This is a genomic window from Neisseria sp. P0019.S003 (genome assembly GCF_051957115.1).
Classification (GTDB): domain Bacteria; phylum Pseudomonadota; class Gammaproteobacteria; order Burkholderiales; family Neisseriaceae; genus Neisseria; species Neisseria flavescens_D.
This window is the reverse complement of record NZ_JBQCWT010000006.1, coordinates 58,807-77,618: the sequence shown is the minus strand read 5'-3', so window position 1 is coordinate 77,618 and position 18,812 is coordinate 58,807. Positions and strand designations below refer to the sequence as shown.

The following is an 18,812-nucleotide window of genomic DNA, read 5'->3' as shown; positions in this document are numbered from 1 at the left end:
TTTAACGGCCCAATAGTGGGCAAACGGGCGGAAAGTGCGTATTATAACGGTTATTACCTTACAGGGATATTGAATATTATGGAAAAATTCAGCAACATTGCGCAATTGAAAGACAGCGGTTTGAAAGTTACGGGTCCACGTTTGAAAATTTTGGACTTGTTCGAGACTCATGCCGAGGAGCATTTGAGTGCGGAAGATGTGTACCGTATCCTGTTGGAAGAGGGTGTGGAAATCGGCGTGGCGACGATTTACCGTGTGTTGACCCAGTTTGAACAGGCCGGCATTTTGCAACGCCACCATTTTGAAACCGGCAAAGCGGTTTACGAATTGGACAAAGGCGATCACCACGACCACATCGTCTGCGTGAAATGCGGCGAAGTAACCGAATTCCACAATCCGGAAATCGAAGCGCTGCAAGACAAAATCGCCGAAGAAAACGGCTACCGCATCGTCGATCACGCGCTGTATATGTACGGCGTATGTGGCGAATGCCAAACCAAAACCAAACGTTAATCAGTTTGTATGTTGATTTTTCAGACGGCCTTGGGCATTTTCAGCCTGAGGCCGTCTGAAACTTTATGGGCTTTACGATGAAGATTCCTTTTCTTGCGCCACGGGATTATCGTTTCCCCGACCCGTCTTACGCTTTGGCAGAATGCGACGGCTTGGTCGGCGTCAGCGGCGATTTGGATACGGGGCGGCTGTTGTCGGCGTATGGGCAGGGGATTTTTCCGTGGTTTAGCCGCGACGGTTGGTTTTTCTGGTATGCGGTTGCGCCGCGTGCCGTGATTGTGCCGGAAAACCTGTATATCGGCCGATCGCTCGCCAAAACTTTGCGTCACAAGCCGTATCGGGTAACGGTCAACCGCTGTTTTGAAAAAGTGATTGCCCATTGCGCCAATGTGCCGCGTCCAGAACAGGACGGAACGTGGATAGAACCTGCGTTTCAGACGGCCTATTTGAAGCTGCACCATCAGGGGCATGCGCATTCGTTTGAATGCTGGCTGCCGGATGAACAAGGCGAAATGCAGTTGGCAGGCGGGTTTTACGGCGTGCAAATCGGCTGTGTGTTTTATGGCGAATCGATGTTTGCCTTGCGTCCCGATGCGTCAAAGATTGCGTTTGCCTGCGCCGTCCCGTTTTTATCGGATTTGGGCGTTGCGCTGATAGACTGTCAGCAGGATACCGAACATATGCGCCGTTTCGGTTCGCAGCTGATGAATTTTGCCGACTTTCAGACGGCCTTGAAGGATTTGAACGCGAAACCGTTAAAGCGGAATATCGAATACGGCGTGGTGGTTGAAAATCTTCTGCAAAAGATTGGCGGCGAAGATTGATTTATCGGCACGGCGTGTCGGTAGAAGCGACAGTCTGTATGTCGTAGCTGGAAAATTAGTTAGAAAATAATTCACTTAAGCAGGCCGTCTGAAAATCTTGGCTTAACCAAAATCCAACCGTGTAACGCTCGGCGCTAATCATGTTAATAGCTGACGAAATCGCTTTTACATGGCAAAATAACGAGTTAAATATTTGTAATAGGGTGGTCTGAATAGGTTTCAGACGGCCCTGAACTCTTGAAGGAATCAACATGTCTTTGCAAAACATCATTGAAACGGCTTTTGAAAACCGTGCCGAAATCAATCCGAATACCGTTACCCCCGAAGTGCGTGAAGCGGTTTTGGAAACCATCCGCCAACTCGATTCCGGCAAACTGCGCGTTGCCGAGCGTTTGGGCATGGGCGAATGGAAAGTCAACGAATGGGCGAAAAAAGCCGTATTGCTGTCTTTCCGCATTCAGGACAATGAAATCCTCAACGACGGTGTGAACAAATGCTTCGACAAAGTACCGACTAAATTTGCCGATTGGTCTGAAGACGAATTCCGCAGCGCAGGTTTCCGCGCAGTTCCAGGTGCGGTTGCCCGTCGCGGCAGCTTTGTGGCGAAAAATGTCGTGTTGATGCCTTCTTATGTCAATATCGGCGCATACGTTGACGAAGGTGCGATGGTCGATACTTGGGCGACTGTCGGCTCTTGCGCGCAAATCGGTAAAAACGTGCATTTGAGCGGCGGCGTCGGCATCGGCGGCGTACTCGAGCCTCTGCAAGCCAGCCCGACCATTATTGAAGACAACTGCTTCATCGGTGCGCGTTCTGAAATCGTTGAAGGCGTGATTGTCGAAGAAGGCAGCGTGATTTCCATGGGCGTGTTCATCGGTCAATCCACCAAAATCTTTGACCGTACGACCGGCGAAATCTATCAAGGCCGCGTACCGGCTGGTTCGGTCGTCGTATCCGGCAGCATGCCTTCCAAAGACGGCAGCCACAGCCTCTACTGCGCGGTTATCGTTAAACGCGTGGACGCGCAAACCCGTGCGAAAACCAGCGTGAACGAATTGTTGCGCGGTATCTAAGCGGATAACGATGATGCCGACTGAGGGTAGGTGGCAAAGCCTGCTTTACGGTCGGGTGTGAACACAAAACAGGCAGAATGTTCTGTCTGTTTTTTATGGCTTAAAGGCCGTCTGAAACGATTTCAGACGGCCTTTTGTTTTTGATGATGGGTTCTTTAAGAGTAATCGAAGGGAGAGGGGTCCCTTGCCTGAAATTACGCTTCCGGCCAGTCGGCGCAATAGTATTGCCAATAGACTTCGATAAAAGGAATCTCGCCGTAATCGCACAACCACGGTTTGGCGCGTGTGGTGTAGTGGATAACGGGCGGGACGGTGTCGGGTTTGGGGAATACTTCGCTGAGGTTTCGTTTTTGGAAATATTCGACTGCACCGGTCTGGAAGTTCCAAGATTCTTCTAGTTGCAGCCAGTTTTTTTGAAATACGGTGTTTAGAAAGCATTGGTCGCCGTAGGGAACGGATTTGTCAATGGTGGTAGCAGTTTGCAGCAGTTGCGCTGCGATATTGTGTTCCCGCCATTGCGCCAGGTCGACCAACAACATACCGGAATTGAAATAGGGCGTGGTATGCAGGCCGGTCGGATGGTTCCAATCGGTACGGGCGAGATAGGAATCTTGTACGGCGGCGACGGGATAGTCGCGCATATCGAGGTTGAACAAATCATGCAGGGATTGGGTAACCACCATATCGCTGTCGAGATAAAGGGCGCGGTCGACGGGCAGGTGCTGCATCATCAGGCGGAAAAATGCGGCATCCGAAATATGGGACAGGCGGCGATATTGGCTGAAGTCCATTTCGATTTTGACATCATTCAGACGGCTGCCGCTAGCGGCGAGTTTTTGGTTGGTATAGTTGATCCATTCTTTCCTGAAAGTGTTGTGCATAAGGTAGAAATTGACACCTGTATTGTGCGTACAGACGGACTTCATCAGGGTATGAACCTGCTCAGCGTAGCCGGTATCGGCGGCAAGGACGATGGTGATGTTGCTCATTGGTTAAATTCCCTTTATTTGCAATATCTTAAATTTTGTCAGTTATCTTCTTGGTCTTGTGCGGTTGGTAAGGCTGCATGATCTTCGTTTTCTGACATGGCTTTTTCTAATAAATCGCGTTGCAGCTGTTTGCCGGCTTTGATGCCCAATTTGCGCAGTTTTTCGGTGCTGCTGATGAGGTTGCCCCTGCCGGAAACCAAGCGGCCATAGGCCGTCTGAAACTGTGATTGAGCCTGACCGAGCGCTTTATTGATGCCGTCCATGCTTTCGACAAAGCCGACAAATTTGTCATAAAGTTTGCTGCCTGCCTCGGCAATCGCCAGTGCGTTTTGGTTTTGCTGCTCATTGCGCCAGATATTGGCAACGGTGCGCAGGGTGGCAAGCAGGGTGCTGGGGCCGGTCAGCATGATGCGTTTGTCGAAACACTCTTGGAAGAGGTTTGGATCGTGTTGCAGGGCGAGGAGGTAGGCCGGTTCGACAGGGACGAACATAAAGACGAAATCCAGCGTTTTGACGCCCTCAAGGTCGGTGTAGTCCTTCGCTGCTAAGCTTTTGATGTGGGCGCGGATGCTGGCGACGTGGTTGGCAAGCTCGCGTTCTGCTTCTGCGCCGGTGCTTTGCGTATAGCGGACGTAGGCGGTCAGCGATACTTTGGAGTCGATGACGATTTGTTTGTTGTCGGGCAGATTGATGAGGACGTCGGGCTGGAGGCGGCGTTGGGTGCCGTCTGCTTCGTGACGGACGCTGGAAGCTTGAACGATGTATTCGCGACCTTTTTGCAGGCCGGAATTTTCCAATACGCTTTCCAAAATCATCTCGCCCCAGTTGCCTTGGGTTTTGTTTTGCGTGCCGGTCAGCGCAGTGGTCAGCGCTTTGGCATCGTGGTGGAGCTGGGTATTGAGGGTTTGCAGGCGTTTGAGCTCATTTTCGATGGTCAGGCGCTCTTTGGCTTCTTTTTCATAAGTCTGCTGAACCAGCTCGCTGAAGCCGTGGATGCGTTCGTTGAGCGGATTGAGCAGTTGCTGGAGATGGTCGTGGTTTTGTTCGGTAAAGCGGCGGCTTTTCTCTTCCAGAATAGTGTTGGCGAGGTTTTGGAACTGGTCGCTCAGGTTTTTACGCGCATCTGCCAGCAGTGCCAGTTTTTCTTCGGCAGCCTGACGGTCTTTTTCCGATTGGGTGTTGAGGCGCTCGTTTTGGACTTGAAGCGCGTGATTTTGCTCCAAAAGGGCGGCGTATTCTTGTTTCAGACGGCCTTTTTCGGCTTCCTGTTGCTGTAAAAGGCTGTTTTTGTCGTCGATATTGGCTTTTTCTTGCGTCAGTTGTGTGGAGAGGCGCTCGTTTTGGACTTGCAGCGCATGGTTTTGCTCTAAAAGCGTATCGTAGTCTTGTTTCAGACGGCCTTTTTCCGTTTCCTGCTGTTGTAAAAGCGTATTTTTATCCGCACTCAAGGCCTGTTCTTGAATCAGTTGCGTGTTTAGGCGTTCATTGTTGATTTGCAGGTTTTGCGCGTTTTGCTGCCATTTTGCACATTCGTGTTTTAAAGCTTCGGCTTCGGCCTCGCAATCTTGCAGATAGGCAATCTGTTTTTCGGCTGCAGCAAAGCGGTTGCCCGTCTCCTGCAATTCGTCTTGCAATTCCTGTACGGTATGGCGGCTTTGCGCCAAATCCGTCGCAGTTTGAGCCTGCACCTGTTCGGCAAACTCATGCAAGCGGCGACTTTCGGCCAATTCTTGTAAAACAATAAAGTGTCGGTTTTGGGCTTGGTAGCGTGTTATCAGCCAAGCAAACAGCGCGCCGATAAAAAATGCGGCCGCGCCGGTCAGGATTAGGGTGTTGTTCATGCTGGAAATAGTCAATACGCAGAATGTTTCACTATATCATATATTTGCAGCGCATTTTATGGTCGGATATGCGCTAGAAACGTGTGTTTTCTTTAAAAGAAGCTATCAAAGGTATTGGTTTTGACTAAATGAATATTTGGTTTGCAAAAAATATAATTTTGTAACATTTTGAATTTAAAAATATATTTAATTTAGAGTGCAATTTTGCAACAAAAAAGGAGGGATTTTATGGGCGCAGCAAGATACGTTTGTAGTGCGTATGTAATTAAGACATCGGTGTCATTGAAAAAGACATCGGTGTCATTTTCAAAACAAAATATAAATTAACTAAAAGCTTTGTTATGTATGTTTTTAGTATTTTATCTTTACGAAAAAATTGTATTAATTAACGATTAACACGGTATGATTCGTCCTGTCGGCAGCGCAGATGCCGGCGAAAAAATGTGTATGTTGTTAAATAACATTTTGTATCTATGAAAAAGGACTACTTAAAATGGGACATTTAATAACGCTTTCTGCCGCTTCTTTAATCGGCATGTCGGGATACCGGCCTCCGCCCTCGGCGTCGCCTACAATATCGAAACGGTAGTACACAAATAATTCAATTATAAACGAATCAATTACAATACCTCAGAAAACGCAACTTAGGCCGTTTCTCGGCCGACAGACAAGAAAGTGAGATAAACAATGAAAACTTTAATCAAACTGGCAGCAGCCTCTTTAATCGGTATGTCCGGCCTGACCGTCGGTGCAACCAATATCGCCCACAATATGGCTGATGCCGATAAATAAAAAATACACAACACACCCTTAAATACACAGAAAAGAGTTAAAATGAAAACATTAATCAAATTGGCCGCGGCTTCTCTGATCGGCATGTCCGGTTTGACAGTTGGCGCAACCAAAATCGCAAAAAATATGGCAGAAGCTGCCAATAAATAAACGCAAGTGAAATTAAGCTTGTTTTGGTGATAAAAAAGGCCGTCTGAACATTCAGACGGCCTTTGTATTTGATGGTAAACCGTTTTATTTGCCGATACAGAAGCGCGAGAAAATCACGCCCAGCAAATCGTCGGCGGTAAATTCGCCGGTGATTTCGCTGCAGGCGTTTTGGGCGAGGCGCAGGTGTTCGGCGAAAAGCTCGATTTGGTTGTTGTCGCAGAGGGCGGCGTTTTCCAGCTCGGCTTCGGCTTCGTGCAAGGCGTTGAGGTGGCGGCTGCGGGCGAGGAACAGGCTTTCGCTTTCGCCCTGCCAGCCGACTTCCTGCAACAGCGCGTGTTTGAGCAAGTCGAGACCGGCGCCGGTTTTGGCGGACAGGCTGATAACGGTGTCCGCACCGGTTTGCGCGAGGCCGTCTGAACGGACGGCGACGGGTTCGCCGGTCAGGTCGGCTTTGTTGTGGATTTCGATTTTTTTCAAACCTTCGGGCAGGCTGTTCAAAATCGCTTGGGTTTTGGCGTTCACGCCTTCGCGCGGGTCAATCAGAATCAGGGCGACATCGGCTTCGGAGACGGCTTTGCGGCTGCGCTCGATGCCGATTTGTTCGACCACGTCGTCGGTTTCGCGCAGGCCGGCGGTGTCGATGATGTGGACGGGCACACCGTCAAGGGTAATTTGTTCGCGCACGGTGTCGCGGGTGGTGCCTGCGATGTCGGTTACGATGGCGATGTCGTCGCCAGCCAAGGCGTTGAGCAGGCTGGATTTGCCGACGTTGGGCGCGCCGACGAGGACGACGTTCATGCCTTCGCGCAAAATCGCACCTTGTTCCGCACTGGCAAGCACGGTTTTCAGACGGCCTTGCAGCGCTTGGAGCTTGCCGCGCGCATCGGCGGCTTCGAGAAAATCAATGTCTTCTTCGGGGAAGTCTAACGTGGCTTCGACCAGCATCCGCAAAGTAATAAGGTCGTCCACCAGCTCGTGTATGTGTTGGGAAAATGCGCCTTTGAGCGAACGCAACGCCATGCGTGCAGCGGACTTGCTGGAGGCGTCGATGAGGTCGGCGACGCTTTCGGCTTGGGCAAGGTCGAGTTTGTTGTTGAGAAAGGCGCGTTTGGTAAATTCTCCCGGCTCCGCCATACGCGCGCCCAGTTCGAGGCAGCGCGAAAGCAGCATGTCCATTACGACGGGGCCGCCGTGTCCCTGCAATTCAATCACGTCTTCGCCGGTGAAGCTGGCTGGCGCGGCGAAGTAGAGCAGGATGCCGTTGTCTATCGGCTGCCCGTCGCCGCCGAGAAAGTCGGTGTAAAGCGCGGTGCGCGGTTTGGGCGTTTTGCCGCCGCTGAGGGTTTGCGCCAAAGGCAGCAGGTTTTTGCCGGAAAGACGGATCACGCCGACGCCGCCGCGTCCGGGTGCGGTGGCGGTGGCGGCGATGGTGGGTTGGGATGCGGACATGAGAACTCGCGTATAGGTAAATTTAATGTGCGTATTATAGCAAAAGGCCGTCTGAAACTTTGGGTTTTGGGGTTTCAGACGACCTTTTTAGCAGATTGGCAATGTGGGCGGACTACTTAAACGGTTCAGGTATTTTTAATTTCCAAATCATCCGGTAGTAAGTCGTGTACGGAACAGTTTAAAGCAGAAGACAGTTGATATAGTTTATCAACCGTTATGTTGACCTCCCCCCTTTCTATTCTACCCATATAGCTTCTGTCTATATCGGCAAGTAAGGCTAAGCTTTCTTGGTTGATATTGGACTGTTTGCGGATTTCTCGGATTTTTATACCTATCAAAACACTGATTTTACTCATGAGATTTGTCTTCACAAATCTCAAAATATCCAATTTTGACGCCTATTTATCCACGGATTATAATCCGTATTTTTGGAAAATACCTAATGTGGAGAATGTTAAATGGCAAGTTATATTGAAAGCTCTTTAGGGCGAGGTGAACGTATTGTTTATAAAGCGCAAGTATCGTGGTTTTCCCAATTCTGGAGGATTTTTTTCGGTATCCTGCTGTTGATGTGGGTAATCGGTATCGTATTTATAGTGTTCGCGGTATTGAATGTAATGACAACCGAGCTTGCTTTAACTAACAAAAGGGTTATCGCTAAGTTTGGCTTTATCCGCCGGCAAACAATTGAGATAAATATCAACCGTATCGAAAGTATTTCGGTAAATCAAGGTTTTTGGGGTAGGATTTTCAATTATGGCTCCGTAGTGGTCAGAGGGACGGGCGGTAGTCATGCTCCGATTCCTTATATCGCCCGACCAATGGAGTTCCGTCAACAATTCAATGATTTTATAGATAACGAAATTGGTGGGGGCTCGAAAAATCAAATTGAATTAAAACCGCCTGCCGTTTGAGGTGGGTGGAAACGGTGGTTTTTGTTTTATATAGCCCAATTACTTTATTTTCGATACGCAATACCTATTGCCGTCATTTCCGCGCAGGTGGGACTGACGAGGTTGGAAGCCTTGAAATATCGGAAGTTAGTTATGTTTGCTATAGCAAAATTGTAATTAAATATTTATTTCTATCGATCCGAATATGAAAAGGCCGTCTGAAACTTTGGGTTTCAGACGGCCTTTAAATTAAGATGATTAAACGGCGGCGACGGTAAAGCGTTCAAACAAATGCGCTTTGTTTTCCACATCGTCGGCGATGGCGACTGCCAAATCGGCCACGCTGATGCCTGCCGGAATTTCACCGTCCATCAGCAAATCGTCTTTGCCCAAGCGGTATTTGCTGGTTTTGTCTTCGCTGAAACCGCCGTCTGCGCCTAGCCGTGCCGGAGGGGAAACGAAAGACCAGTTCACGTCGTGGCGCGGCAGGAGTTCTGCCAAGAGATGGCGTGCGGCATTGGCGCCGTCGAAAATTTCTTTCGGGAAGTCGGGCGTATCGATAACTTGCAAACCGGGTGCCACATACAGGCTGCCCGCGCCGCCGACGACCAACAAATAAGGCACCTGTGCTGCTTTTGCCGCTTCGACGATGCTGTTTGCGCCACGTGTGAAATCCGCGCCGATGTTGGGATTGGTCCAGCCCGGGGTGAACGCGCTGACCACGGCGTCAAAGCCTGCCAGTTTGTCGGCAAAATCGGCTGCATTGACATCTGCGGAGACTGCGGCAACATTTTGCGCTTGGAAAACTTTGTCTGTGTTGCGAGCGAAAGCGGTTACTTCATGACCGCGGCCTGCCAATTCTTGAACGACTGCGTTGCCGACATAACCAGTTGCACCGATAACTGCGATTTTCATATTTGACTCCTTGTAGGGATGTGATTGATTAGATGAGCGCATTGTAAGGCCGTCTGAAACGCTTGATAATCCCTGATTTGCTGTTATGATTGTGAAGTTAAACTAAATAATAGATAGAAAAAGGCCGTCTGAAACGGAGGCAAGTTTCAGACGGCCTGTTGTCAGTATCAGGAAGTGATGCTGGTGATGTGACCCTTTTTATCAAATGAAACATAAAAATAGTATTCATCGTCGGGTATCCATGCATCGTCATCATTGTGAAACACGATATAGAGATTCTGATCGACAATATTTAATGCTTGCGGCTTTAAATATTGAAGGAAGCTTTCCGCTGTCGGATGCGGATTGGCAAAAAAATCGTTTTTGGTGCGGATGCCGTTGTGTTTACGGATATGTTCGAGCAGGTATGTGTTTAGGGTGGAATAGAGTTGCGCCTGTTGTGCAAATGCTTCCGTTAAGCGTTTGAGCGCCCTGTTTGCCGGTTTTTTGCCGTCTGCGTTCAAAGATAATTTCACAGGTAGCCCTGCCCATTTTGAAGATGCCTCGAAAGTGCCCATGAATGTGTCTAATCTGAACGTTGCTGGCGGATGGGTATATACAACGGGATTCAGATATTTTTGGCGTAAGTTTTCCAATTCTTGATTGTGTACATCGCTTTCGAGCACTTCAACTAAAAGGATGTTGCTCAGCCAATCGCTTCCGAATGGTTCCCAATCTATAGCCAGTTTACTACGGATACGGTACACAGTCAGTGGTCGGAGCGTCTGAAATGAACAGTTTTTAAAGGGGTTGTTTAGGTTGTCTTCTGCCCAGGTCAGCTTATGAACGGGCTCATCCATGAGCATACCGCTTCCAACATGGATATAGCCCAAAATTGGGCAACTTTTGCCTTGGAATTGTTTTTTGCCGCCGCCTATGGCTGCGTTAATCCTGATTGTTCCCATTTTAAGGCCGAAATCTGAAGTCAAAACCAGTATTTCATCGGATTCGTCACCAAATAAGTCTGCATAAACTGCCGTATCCAAATCTAAGGCAGCCAAACGCGCACGCTCTTGTTCATCTTCAGCACAATAACCAATGCCTAAGAAGCGCAGCAGGCGCGACAGTAGTCCTTTGGGTTTGTCAGGGGTGGATGTGTCGAAATCGGCCATTTAATCATCCTTTTAAAATATAAACATCAATAGGCGGTATACCTTAAAAAGGGTAAATATGCAAATGGCTATAAATAAATATTATTCAACCGCCCAATCAGTTCCGCGCCGATTTTTCATCTGCGCTATATAATCCGCAGTATTCCTAACAGGCCGTCTGAAAACACCAATTTCAGTAAAGTAAACATCATGCAAGACATCAAACCCCTGCTCGTTTTCGCCGCCGTCCTCGAACACGGCAGCATGAACGCCGCTGCTGCCGTGTTGGGCATGACGCCGTCTGCCGTCAGCCAGCACATCAACCGCCTCGAAACCCTGCACGGCATCAAGCTGTTAAACCGCAGTACGCGCAGCCTTGCGCCTACCGATGCCGGCCGCGCCTTGGGCGAATACTGCCGCCGCCTCGCCGCCACACTTGCCGATACGCGTACCGTTATCGACAATCTGAAAACCGAACCCGTCGGCGAATTGCGCATTTCCCTGACTTCTACGGTCATCGGCTCCCGCGCTTTTCAGACGGCGTTTTCACGATTGCAAACTGAGTTTCCCAAAATTCGTCCTGTCCTTAATTTCAGCGATACTTTGGACGACCTGCAACACAATCAGACCGACATCGCCATACGCGGCGGCGACCGGGCTTTGGACGATCCCAACTTGGTTGCGCGCCATCTCGTAACTTGGCCGTACATCATTTGCGCCGCACCCGATTATCTCGACCGGTATCCGCCCATTACCCATCCCTCTCAGCTTCATGCACACCGCTGGCTGCATTTTTTACCTGTCTGTACGACCTTGCAAAACGGTGAAGAAAGCTATTTCCTCGATATCGCCGACAGCATTGCCTGCACGCATCTTGCCGCCGTGTGTAATCTGACCGAAAGCGGATTTGGTTTGTCTTTGCAGGTGGGCGGCGAAGTGAGGGAGAAAATTGCGCAAGGCCGTCTGAAAGCGATTTTGCCTGAATGGACATTGCCGCCGGTCAGCCTTTATTTGGTAACGCCTTATCGTGTGCAGTCTGCCAAAACTGAGGTTGCCGTGCGCATTTTTACCGAGAGTTTTGCCAAGGAAGGGGATTTATGAACGCGGAAAATTGGAGCGTTTACCTGATTTTGTGCGAAAACGGCGCGTTTTATTGCGGCATCAGCAACCGTCCGCAAGAGCGATTTGCGGCGCACTTGTCAGGAAAAGGCGCGAAATACACGCGGTTGAACAAGCCTGTTGAGATGCGCATCGTTTCAGACGGCCTGAACAAAAGTGAAGCGCTGAAACGGGAAATCGGCATTAAGACGTTGACGGCAGAGCAGAAGCGGGGATTGTGGGCTGAAGCTGAAACATTGGCAAAAGACTAATGGCAGCAATGGATTAAATTGTCGTCGGGATATGAATAACCACATAAATAGGTAAGCCTGCTGGTGTGTTTTGCATAGGCAAGCGGCAAATGTTTATTAACATGATTCAAAAAGGCCGTCTGAAACCTGATTGGGATTCAGACGGCCTTTTTGGGATGGGGATGGCTTTCAGGTTGACACTACTCATGGAGAAATCGGTAAAAAGTTGAATTCTAAAAGAAACTTTGAAAATAAAATAAGTAACTGCTTGAACAATAAAATGAAAGTTATCGCGCTTCATGACAAATGGGGTGAATTTCTATCCGAGTAGAGAGGTGGTGTCAATATATTTTTCTGTTTTTGAGACAAAATCTGATTTATACCAATATTTATTATAGTGTAGGTCGAAAGTATTAGTTTCTATGTTAGAATTTTTGAGCTGTTTATATAAAACAGTGATTTAAATAAAATTAAGGAAAGACAGAACATGAACAAATTACTGATTGCCGTAATGATGATGGCTGGTTTGACAGCTTGTTCCCAAGAGGCTAAACAGGAGACACAAGAGACTGCTCAAGCCGTTGCATCTGAAGTGAAAAACGAAGCCGCTTCTGCTGCCGATGCGACTGCATCTGCCGTTCAAGAAGCCGCCGATAAGGTTGAAGCTGCTGCCAGCAAAGCAGAGGAAGCCGCCAAACCTGAAGAAGCTGCCAAGCCTGAAGAGAAAGCCGAAGCGCCTGCCGCTGAAGCCAAACCTGCAGAATCCGCCAAAGTGGACGGCAAAGCTGTTTTTGAAGCGAACTGTAAAGCATGCCACAGCGGCTTGATTCCCGGCGCTCCGGCCGTAGGCAAAAAAGAAGACTGGGCGCCTCGCATTAAACAAGGTAAAGACACCTTGCACAAACACGCCCTAGAAGGCTTTAATTCCATGCCTGCCAAAGGCGGCAACGGCAGCTTGAGTGATGATGAAGTGAAAGCCGCAGTTGACTACATGGCCAACGAATCCGGCGCTAAATTCTAAATCGTACCGATTGAAACGCACCTTGCCACAAGGTGCGTTTTTTATATTCAGGCGGATGAAAGTTGAAATAGGGCCGATAAACGGGCAAAGGCCGTCTGAAACATTTTATTTTGAAGCACAATCGGCTAAAATCAGGCGAATGATTTTATGCAGGAGCAAACCATGAGCAATCAACACGACAACGTAGATGCCGGCGAAATCGCCAAGTTCAGCCAAATCGCCGATAAATGGTGGGATAAAAACGGCGAATTCAAGCCCCTGCATGACATCAACCCCTTACGCCTAGACTATATCGACGGCTATGCCGGATTGGCAGGTAAACGCGTGCTGGATGTAGGCTGCGGCGGCGGTATTTTATCCGAAAGCATGGCCAAACGCGGCGCAGAACACGTTACCGGCATCGATATGGCGGAAAAATCCCTGCAAACCGCCGCTGCCCATGCGGCCAGCCAACACGTTGCCAATATCGATTACCGCTGCATCCGCGTTGAAGACCTCGCCGCCGAGCAGCCGCACAGCTTTGACGTGGTAACGTGTATGGAAATGATGGAACACGTTCCCGATCCGTCCGCCATTGTTCAAGCCTGTGCGAAACTGGTCAAACCTGACGGCATGGTGTTTTTCTCCACCATCAACCGCAATCCCAAATCTTATCTGCATCTGATTGTCGGCGCGGAATATCTGTTGAAATTCGTCCCCAAAGGCACGCATGACTGGAAAAAATTCATCACGCCGGCAGAACTCGCACGCATGTGCCGCCAAGCCGGATTGGATACCGTCGGCAGCAAGGGCATGACCTACAATTTGTTGAGCGGCCGTTATTCTTTGTGCGACTCGACCGAAGTCAACTACATGGTGGCCTGCCGTCCGGCATAAGGTTCCACGGATAAAACACACGGGCTTGCCCGATATTTGAAACACTATGTCGAAAGCAGCTTGATACAAGCAAATCAGGCCGTCTGAAAAGAAAAAAGGCATGTGCGATACATGCCTTTTTTGTATGTGCATAGAGGTTGTTGCCCTTATTCCGTCCAAGACGAATACGGATGTTTGCTCAAATACGCATTGGTGAACTTACCGTCTGACGTGATTTCCTTGCCCAACCAAGACGGTTTGGGAAACTCAGTATCTTCAGACGGCAATTCGATTTCCGCCACAATCAAGGGTGCATTGTCGCCGAAATATTCGTCGATTTCATACACAAAGCCTTTAAATTCAACTTGATAGCGGTATTTTTCCATTTTAAACGGGCACATGTCCGCCATCATCGCCTGCGCGTGAGCCAGCGGAATTTCGTATTCAAACTCGCTGCGCGTCATGTCGGAAATATAGCCTTTCAGGGTCAGCCAGGCTTGCGAACCGATAATCCTCACACGGATGGTGCGCTCTTTTTCCACGCTCAAATAGCCCTGTTGCAATACCAGCGGCTCGCTTGCCGCTTTGCGCCAACTGTCATCTGCCAGTAAAAAGCGGCGTTCGATTTCGATCGTCATGAATTCTTTCCTTATTTACCAAACAGGCCGTCTGAAGATCAAAACGGCTTGAAAACCACCATATAAAGCGCGGCCACCATCATCAATACGGGGAGTTCGTTGAATACCCGATACCAGCGGTGCGAATACACATTGCTGCCATTTTGGAAACGGCGCAGCAGCAGGCCGCAATAAAGCTGGTAAGCCAAGAGCAGCAGGCCGCACAATAATTTAACCGCCAGCCAGCCGTTGCCCCACCAATTATTGACAAACCCGATGGCCGCGCCAAATATCAGCGTTCCCCAGCCCAAAGGCGACATAAAGCGGTACAGCCGCCGCGACATATCCGTCAGCCGTACATATTCCACGCTGCCGGGCTTTAATTGCGCCAGATTCACATAAATCCGCGGCAGATAAAACAGTCCGGCAAACCAAGAAATCACAAAAAATATGTGTAACAGCTTAAACCACAAATACATTTCAGACGGCCTCAACACCTAAAACCGTTATTTTATCCGCAATGCGGCCTAAGCCGAAACAAAATAGTCAAAACAATCCGACAGGGTGCGCCGCAACAATGTGTTGCAGGCATGATTTTACTCAAAAGCCAAATTGTAAATTTCGCAACAATATGCAAGTTGAGATATGCACGATGCAAAAAACTTGTTAGAATCATATGCTATTTAATTATAAAAACATTATGGACGGAAAGCATGAAACAATTCGAAATCAGCAACAGTGTCAGGAAAGAGCTTAGCAACTACCTGAATACGCACAATCTAAACCTCAAAGCCGCCATGGACAACGAAACAACCAATGGCGAAGTCGCGGCCATCGTTCATGCAGGATTGCCTGCGATGATTCGGAAAATCTATTCTTTGGAAAAAATGAAAACCTTTTTCTGGACGAAAAAAGATTTGATGATGGAATTTATCAATATGCGCTTGAATGCCGGCGATAAAAAGGGCAAAAACTAATTTTAGCGATGGGTAGGAGGAAGATAGGAATTTGAAATGCGGACTTCTGTTTTCTCGAAAATTTTGTTAGGGACAGTGCTTGCTCATTGTTCCTAATAAGTTTTGACAACCGAAAGGCCGTCTGAAATTCAAATGATAGGGCATGGGAACATGCCCTGTTTTTATGGGCGGCTTGTCCGCATTGGGAAAATATTGAGCTTGGCAACCGTTGCGGCGTTCCGCGCCGGGTAGTTTTATCGGCTGAATGGTTTTATATTTGTTTTGCTGAAAATATTGAATTGATTATAAAAAGGCCGTCTGAAACATTTCAGACGGCCTTTAGCGTTGAATCAGCAATTAAAACGGCGGGTTTTCAAATCAAGCTGCGTTGTCGAAACCGCTGTGGCGGAGCAGGGCATCTAGGCTTGGTTCGCGGCCGCGGAAGGCTTTGAAGGATTCGGCTGCGCTGCGCGAACCGCCGACTGCCAGTATTTCTTTCCAGAAGCGGCGGCCGGTTTCGGCAACATCATCGCTTTCTTCAAAAGCGGCGTAAGCGTCTGCACTCAAAACTTCCGCCCATGCGTAGCTGTAATAGCCTGCGGAGTAGCCGCCGGCGAAGATGTGGCTGAAGCTCAAGGCAAAGCGGTTGTATGCCGGCGGTTGGGTCACGGCGACTTCTTGACGCACTTTGTCCAAGATTTGCGGCCATTCTTTCAGACGGCCTTCATCTTCCTGATGGTAGATCTCCATGTCAAAGAGGGCAAATTCCATTTGACGGACGAGGAACATACCGCGTTGGAAGTTTTTGGCGGCATGCATTTTGTCGAACAGCTCTTTCGGCAATACCGCGCCGGTTTCTTCGTGCGAGGACATTTGCGCCAATACGTCGTATTCCCAAACGAAGTTTTCCATGAATTGGCTAGGCAGCTCGACCGCGTCCCATTCGACGCCGTTGATGCCGGATACGCCCACTTCGTCAACTTGGGTCAACAAGTGGTGCAGGCCGTGGCCAGTTTCGTGGAAGAGGGTGATGATTTCGTCGTGGCTCAAACGCGCTTCTTTGTCGCCAACAGGCGGGGTGAAGTTGCAGACGAGGTAGGCGGTCGGCAGTTGCAGCGTACCGTCGGCGAAACGGCGGCGGCTTTTGTAGCCGTCCATCCATGCACCGCCGCGTTTGCCTTCGCGTGCGTACAAATCCATGTAAACGCCGCCGATGGTTTGGCCGTCTTGTTTCAGCTCGAAATAGCGCACGTCTTTGTGCCAAACGGGGACGGTTTTTTCAGCCAACTCGATGCCGTAGAGTTTTTTGATTTGGGCAAACAGGCCTGCCAATACTTTGCTGATAGGGAAGTATTTTTTCACTTCGGTTTCGCTGAAGGCGTATTTGGCTTGGCGCAGTTTTTCGGCGGCGTAGCTCAAATCCCAAGATTGCGGATCTTCGATATTCAGGTTTTCTCGCGCAAAGGCTTTGATTTCGGCAAAGTCTTTTTCGGCAAACGGTTTGGCGCGGCGAGCAAGGTCGTGCAGGAAGTTTAAAACCTGTTCGGGCGTATCCGCCATTTTGGTTGCCAGAGACAGCTCGGCGTAGTTTTTGAAGCCGAGCAGTTTGGCGGTTTTCAGCGCGTTTGCGAGGGTTTGTTCGACGTTGGCCGTGTTGTCGAATTTGCCTTCGTCAGACAATTCGCTGGCGCGGGTAACGTAGGCGCGGTAGATTTGTTCGCGCAGTTCGCGGTTGTCGGCGTATTGGATAACGGCGAGGTAGTGCGGAATCTGCAGGCCGATTTTGTAGCCTGTTTTGCCTTCGCTTTGTGCGGCGGCGGCAAACATGGTGATGGAGTCTTCGGGGATGCCGGCAAGCGGCGCGGCATCGTCAAAGTAAATGCCGAAAGCATCGGTCGCGTCTTGGATGTTTTGTGCGAATTTGGCACCCAGTTGCGCGCCTTCGGTTTGCAGTTGTGCCAGTTCTGCCTGTTGTTCGGGCGGCAATTCGGCACCGCTGAGGACGAAGTCGCGCAAGTCGTGGTTGAGCTTGGTTTGCTGCGCCGGGGAGAGGGTGTCGAATTCGGCAGAATTTTTGATGATTTTGAAGCGGTTGTACAACTCGATGTCTTGACCGATTTCGGTGAAGAAGATGGTGATTTCGGGCATCAATTCGTTGTATACGGCACGCAATTCGGGCGTATCGACCACGGAGTTGAGATGGGAAACCACGCTCCAAATACGGCCGACGCGTTCGGTAATGTCGGTCAGTTTTTCGACGGTGTTTGCCCAGTCGGTGTGCGTTTGCGCTTTGATGGCGGCGATTTGTTCGCGCGCTTCGGCAATGGCGGTTTGCAGGGCGGGTTTGATATCTTCGGTTTTGATTTGGTCGAAACGGGGTTCTTCGCCCAAGTGGAGCAGGACGTTGTCGCTCATATGGTTTCTCCTGAATAAGATGGATTCAGACGGCCTTGTGGCCGTCTGAAAAGAAAACGATAGGCGTTATATGGTGGCAGACAGGCAGAATTAAAGTGTTCCGTCTGTCTATCAGCCAATTTTATTCTGCGCCACGCGGATTGGCGTGCAATGGCGCAGCCAGCTCGAGGCGCATCGGTGTGCCTTTCGGGGCAAATACTGCATTGGCAACATTGGTTTGCAGGGATTCGGCAAACGAGCCGCGATACACTTTTGCGCCTTGGTGGGTCAGGTTGGATTGTACGTCGACGTATACGTCGCCGCCGATTTGACGCCAGAGGTGGCAGAAGGTGTAGTCTTCGGACAGATAGCGTTTGCTTTCAGGATCGACCATGCAGTCGAAGAAGCGGTAGTGTAGGCCTTTGTCTTCTCTGTTGTAGTCGCTGTCGGAGATATAGTTCAACTCGGGGTAGGCTGCCATCATTTTTTCAAATACGCTGCGCTTGATAACCATGAAGCCGGTTGGCGCATCATGAACTTTCATAAAACCGTCTTCATCGACTTTCAGGATGATTTCGCCGTTTTCATTTTTTTCGCTGGTGTTAACGGTATAAGAAGTGTACATGCGCTCGAAGTCGGCTTGGGTCGTGCCGGCTGGAACGCCTTCTTCAGGCCAGTTTTCGCGTTTGAGCGGATAAATGCCTGCTACAACGTCTTTGTCTGCCAAAAGCAGGCGGTAGAATGAGTCGGGAGAGAAGCCAATGTCGGAGTCAATCCAGAATAAATGCGTCCATTCTTTGTTTTCTAAGAATGTGGCCACGCAATTGTTGCGCGCGCGCGTAATCAGGCTTTCGCCGCGCTGCATCATTACTTGCAGCGGCAGGCCGAGGGAGGCGTTGGTGTGGACGATGTTTAGAAGCGAGAGGGTGTAATTGTGGAAATATTTGCCGTCATGGCTGGGGGTCATAATGACGGGATACATTTCAGCAAGGGCTGATTCGGGCAACATGATTTTTCCTTATTGTTTATTATGAACCTCGGTATTGTAAGG

General features: G+C 49.4%; 19 protein-coding genes. 9 read left to right on the top strand and 10 right to left on the bottom strand.

Features of this window, described 5'->3' with window-relative positions; all coding sequences use genetic code 11:
* Positions 1-15: 15 nt before the first annotated feature.
* The 3 genes from fur (at position 16) to dapD (ending at position 2,410) form a co-directional block, all read left to right on the top strand.
* Positions 16-513: a ferric iron uptake transcriptional regulator gene (gene fur / locus ACTHTS_RS09485; RefSeq protein WP_003682812.1), complete on the top strand. Its 498-nt coding sequence runs from the start codon at positions 16-18 to the stop codon at positions 511-513.
* Between the two features lie 77 nt (positions 514-590).
* Positions 591-1,337: a leucyl/phenylalanyl-tRNA--protein transferase gene (gene aat / locus ACTHTS_RS09480; RefSeq protein ID WP_440369879.1), complete on the top strand. Its 747-nt coding sequence runs from the start codon at positions 591-593 to the stop codon at positions 1,335-1,337.
* Positions 1,338-1,588: 251 nt separating this feature from the next.
* The gene (gene dapD / locus ACTHTS_RS09475) at positions 1,589-2,410 is read left to right on the top strand and encodes a 2,3,4,5-tetrahydropyridine-2,6-dicarboxylate N-succinyltransferase (RefSeq protein WP_440369878.1); all 822 of its coding nucleotides are present in this window, start codon (positions 1,589-1,591) and stop codon (positions 2,408-2,410) included.
* A 194-nt stretch (positions 2,411-2,604) separates the two neighbouring features.
* Here dapD and ACTHTS_RS09470 read toward each other — a convergent pair whose 3' ends face one another.
* From ACTHTS_RS09470 to ACTHTS_RS09455, 4 genes are all read right to left on the bottom strand, one after another.
* Positions 2,605-3,399 (bottom strand): glycosyltransferase family 8 protein, encoded by a 795-nt coding sequence (locus tag ACTHTS_RS09470; RefSeq protein WP_440369877.1) that lies wholly within the window; start codon positions 3,397-3,399, stop codon positions 2,605-2,607.
* A gap of 38 nt (positions 3,400-3,437) precedes the next feature.
* Complete coding sequence (gene rmuC / locus ACTHTS_RS09465) at positions 3,438-5,240, bottom strand: DNA recombination protein RmuC (protein WP_440369876.1); 1,803 nt, start codon at positions 5,238-5,240, stop codon at positions 3,438-3,440.
* Positions 5,241-6,266: 1,026 nt separating this feature from the next.
* Positions 6,267-7,631, bottom strand: coding sequence for a tRNA uridine-5-carboxymethylaminomethyl(34) synthesis GTPase MnmE (mnmE, locus tag ACTHTS_RS09460; protein WP_107697136.1), 1,365 nt, complete (start codon positions 7,629-7,631; stop codon positions 6,267-6,269).
* Positions 7,632-7,756: 125 nt separating this feature from the next.
* On the bottom strand, positions 7,757-7,987 hold the full coding sequence (locus tag ACTHTS_RS09455; RefSeq protein ID WP_049344313.1) for a helix-turn-helix domain-containing protein: 231 nt from the start codon (positions 7,985-7,987) through the stop codon (positions 7,757-7,759).
* Between the two features lie 102 nt (positions 7,988-8,089).
* Here ACTHTS_RS09455 and ACTHTS_RS09450 point away from each other — a divergent pair, with 102 nt between their 5' ends.
* Positions 8,090-8,545 (top strand): PH domain-containing protein, encoded by a 456-nt coding sequence (locus ACTHTS_RS09450; RefSeq protein WP_049344311.1) that lies wholly within the window; start codon positions 8,090-8,092, stop codon positions 8,543-8,545.
* A gap of 237 nt (positions 8,546-8,782) precedes the next feature.
* Here ACTHTS_RS09450 and ACTHTS_RS09445 read toward each other — a convergent pair whose 3' ends face one another.
* Together ACTHTS_RS09445 and ACTHTS_RS09440 are read right to left on the bottom strand one after the other, a co-directional pair.
* Positions 8,783-9,439 carry an NAD(P)-dependent oxidoreductase gene (locus tag ACTHTS_RS09445; protein WP_440369875.1) on the bottom strand — a complete coding sequence of 219 codons (657 nt, stop codon included), beginning with the start codon at positions 9,437-9,439 and terminating at the stop codon, positions 8,783-8,785.
* 167 nt (positions 9,440-9,606) lie between these two features.
* Complete coding sequence (locus tag ACTHTS_RS09440; protein ID WP_440369874.1) at positions 9,607-10,590, bottom strand: DUF7021 domain-containing protein; 984 nt, start codon at positions 10,588-10,590, stop codon at positions 9,607-9,609.
* 189 nt (positions 10,591-10,779) lie between these two features.
* On the opposite strand from ACTHTS_RS09440, the gene ACTHTS_RS09435 reads away from it, so the two are divergent.
* From ACTHTS_RS09435 to ubiG, 4 genes are all read left to right on the top strand, one after another.
* Complete coding sequence (locus tag ACTHTS_RS09435) at positions 10,780-11,670, top strand: LysR family transcriptional regulator (protein WP_440369873.1); 891 nt, start codon at positions 10,780-10,782, stop codon at positions 11,668-11,670.
* Positions 11,667-11,939: a GIY-YIG nuclease family protein gene (locus ACTHTS_RS09430; protein WP_440369872.1), complete on the top strand. Its 273-nt coding sequence runs from the start codon at positions 11,667-11,669 to the stop codon at positions 11,937-11,939. The genes ACTHTS_RS09435 and ACTHTS_RS09430 overlap by 4 nt, the downstream gene beginning before the upstream one ends.
* A 466-nt stretch (positions 11,940-12,405) precedes the next feature.
* On the top strand, positions 12,406-12,939 hold the full coding sequence (locus tag ACTHTS_RS09425) for a c-type cytochrome (protein WP_440369871.1): 534 nt from the start codon (positions 12,406-12,408) through the stop codon (positions 12,937-12,939).
* A 162-nt stretch (positions 12,940-13,101) separates the two neighbouring features.
* Positions 13,102-13,815, top strand: coding sequence for a bifunctional 2-polyprenyl-6-hydroxyphenol methylase/3-demethylubiquinol 3-O-methyltransferase UbiG (ubiG, locus tag ACTHTS_RS09420; protein WP_199900968.1), 714 nt, complete (start codon positions 13,102-13,104; stop codon positions 13,813-13,815).
* A 146-nt stretch (positions 13,816-13,961) separates the two neighbouring features.
* Here the strand turns inward: ubiG and ACTHTS_RS09415 are convergent, their stop codons facing one another.
* Both ACTHTS_RS09415 and ACTHTS_RS09410 read right to left on the bottom strand, forming a co-directional pair.
* On the bottom strand, positions 13,962-14,432 hold the full coding sequence (locus ACTHTS_RS09415; protein ID WP_440369870.1) for a CYTH domain-containing protein: 471 nt from the start codon (positions 14,430-14,432) through the stop codon (positions 13,962-13,964).
* A 38-nt stretch (positions 14,433-14,470) separates the two neighbouring features.
* Positions 14,471-14,890, bottom strand: a complete 420-nt coding sequence (locus ACTHTS_RS09410) for a CopD family protein (RefSeq protein WP_440369869.1) — start codon at positions 14,888-14,890, stop codon at positions 14,471-14,473.
* A 234-nt stretch (positions 14,891-15,124) separates the two neighbouring features.
* On the opposite strand from ACTHTS_RS09410, the gene ACTHTS_RS09405 reads away from it, so the two are divergent.
* Positions 15,125-15,388: a hypothetical protein gene (locus ACTHTS_RS09405; RefSeq protein ID WP_049333596.1), complete on the top strand. Its 264-nt coding sequence runs from the start codon at positions 15,125-15,127 to the stop codon at positions 15,386-15,388.
* A gap of 357 nt (positions 15,389-15,745) precedes the next feature.
* Here ACTHTS_RS09405 and ACTHTS_RS09400 read toward each other — a convergent pair whose 3' ends face one another.
* Complete coding sequence (locus ACTHTS_RS09400; RefSeq protein WP_440369868.1) at positions 15,746-17,782, bottom strand: M3 family metallopeptidase; 2,037 nt, start codon at positions 17,780-17,782, stop codon at positions 15,746-15,748.
* A gap of 121 nt (positions 17,783-17,903) precedes the next feature.
* Positions 17,904-18,770: a hypothetical protein gene (locus ACTHTS_RS09395; RefSeq protein WP_440369867.1), complete on the bottom strand. Its 867-nt coding sequence runs from the start codon at positions 18,768-18,770 to the stop codon at positions 17,904-17,906.
* Positions 18,771-18,812 lie beyond the last annotated feature (42 nt).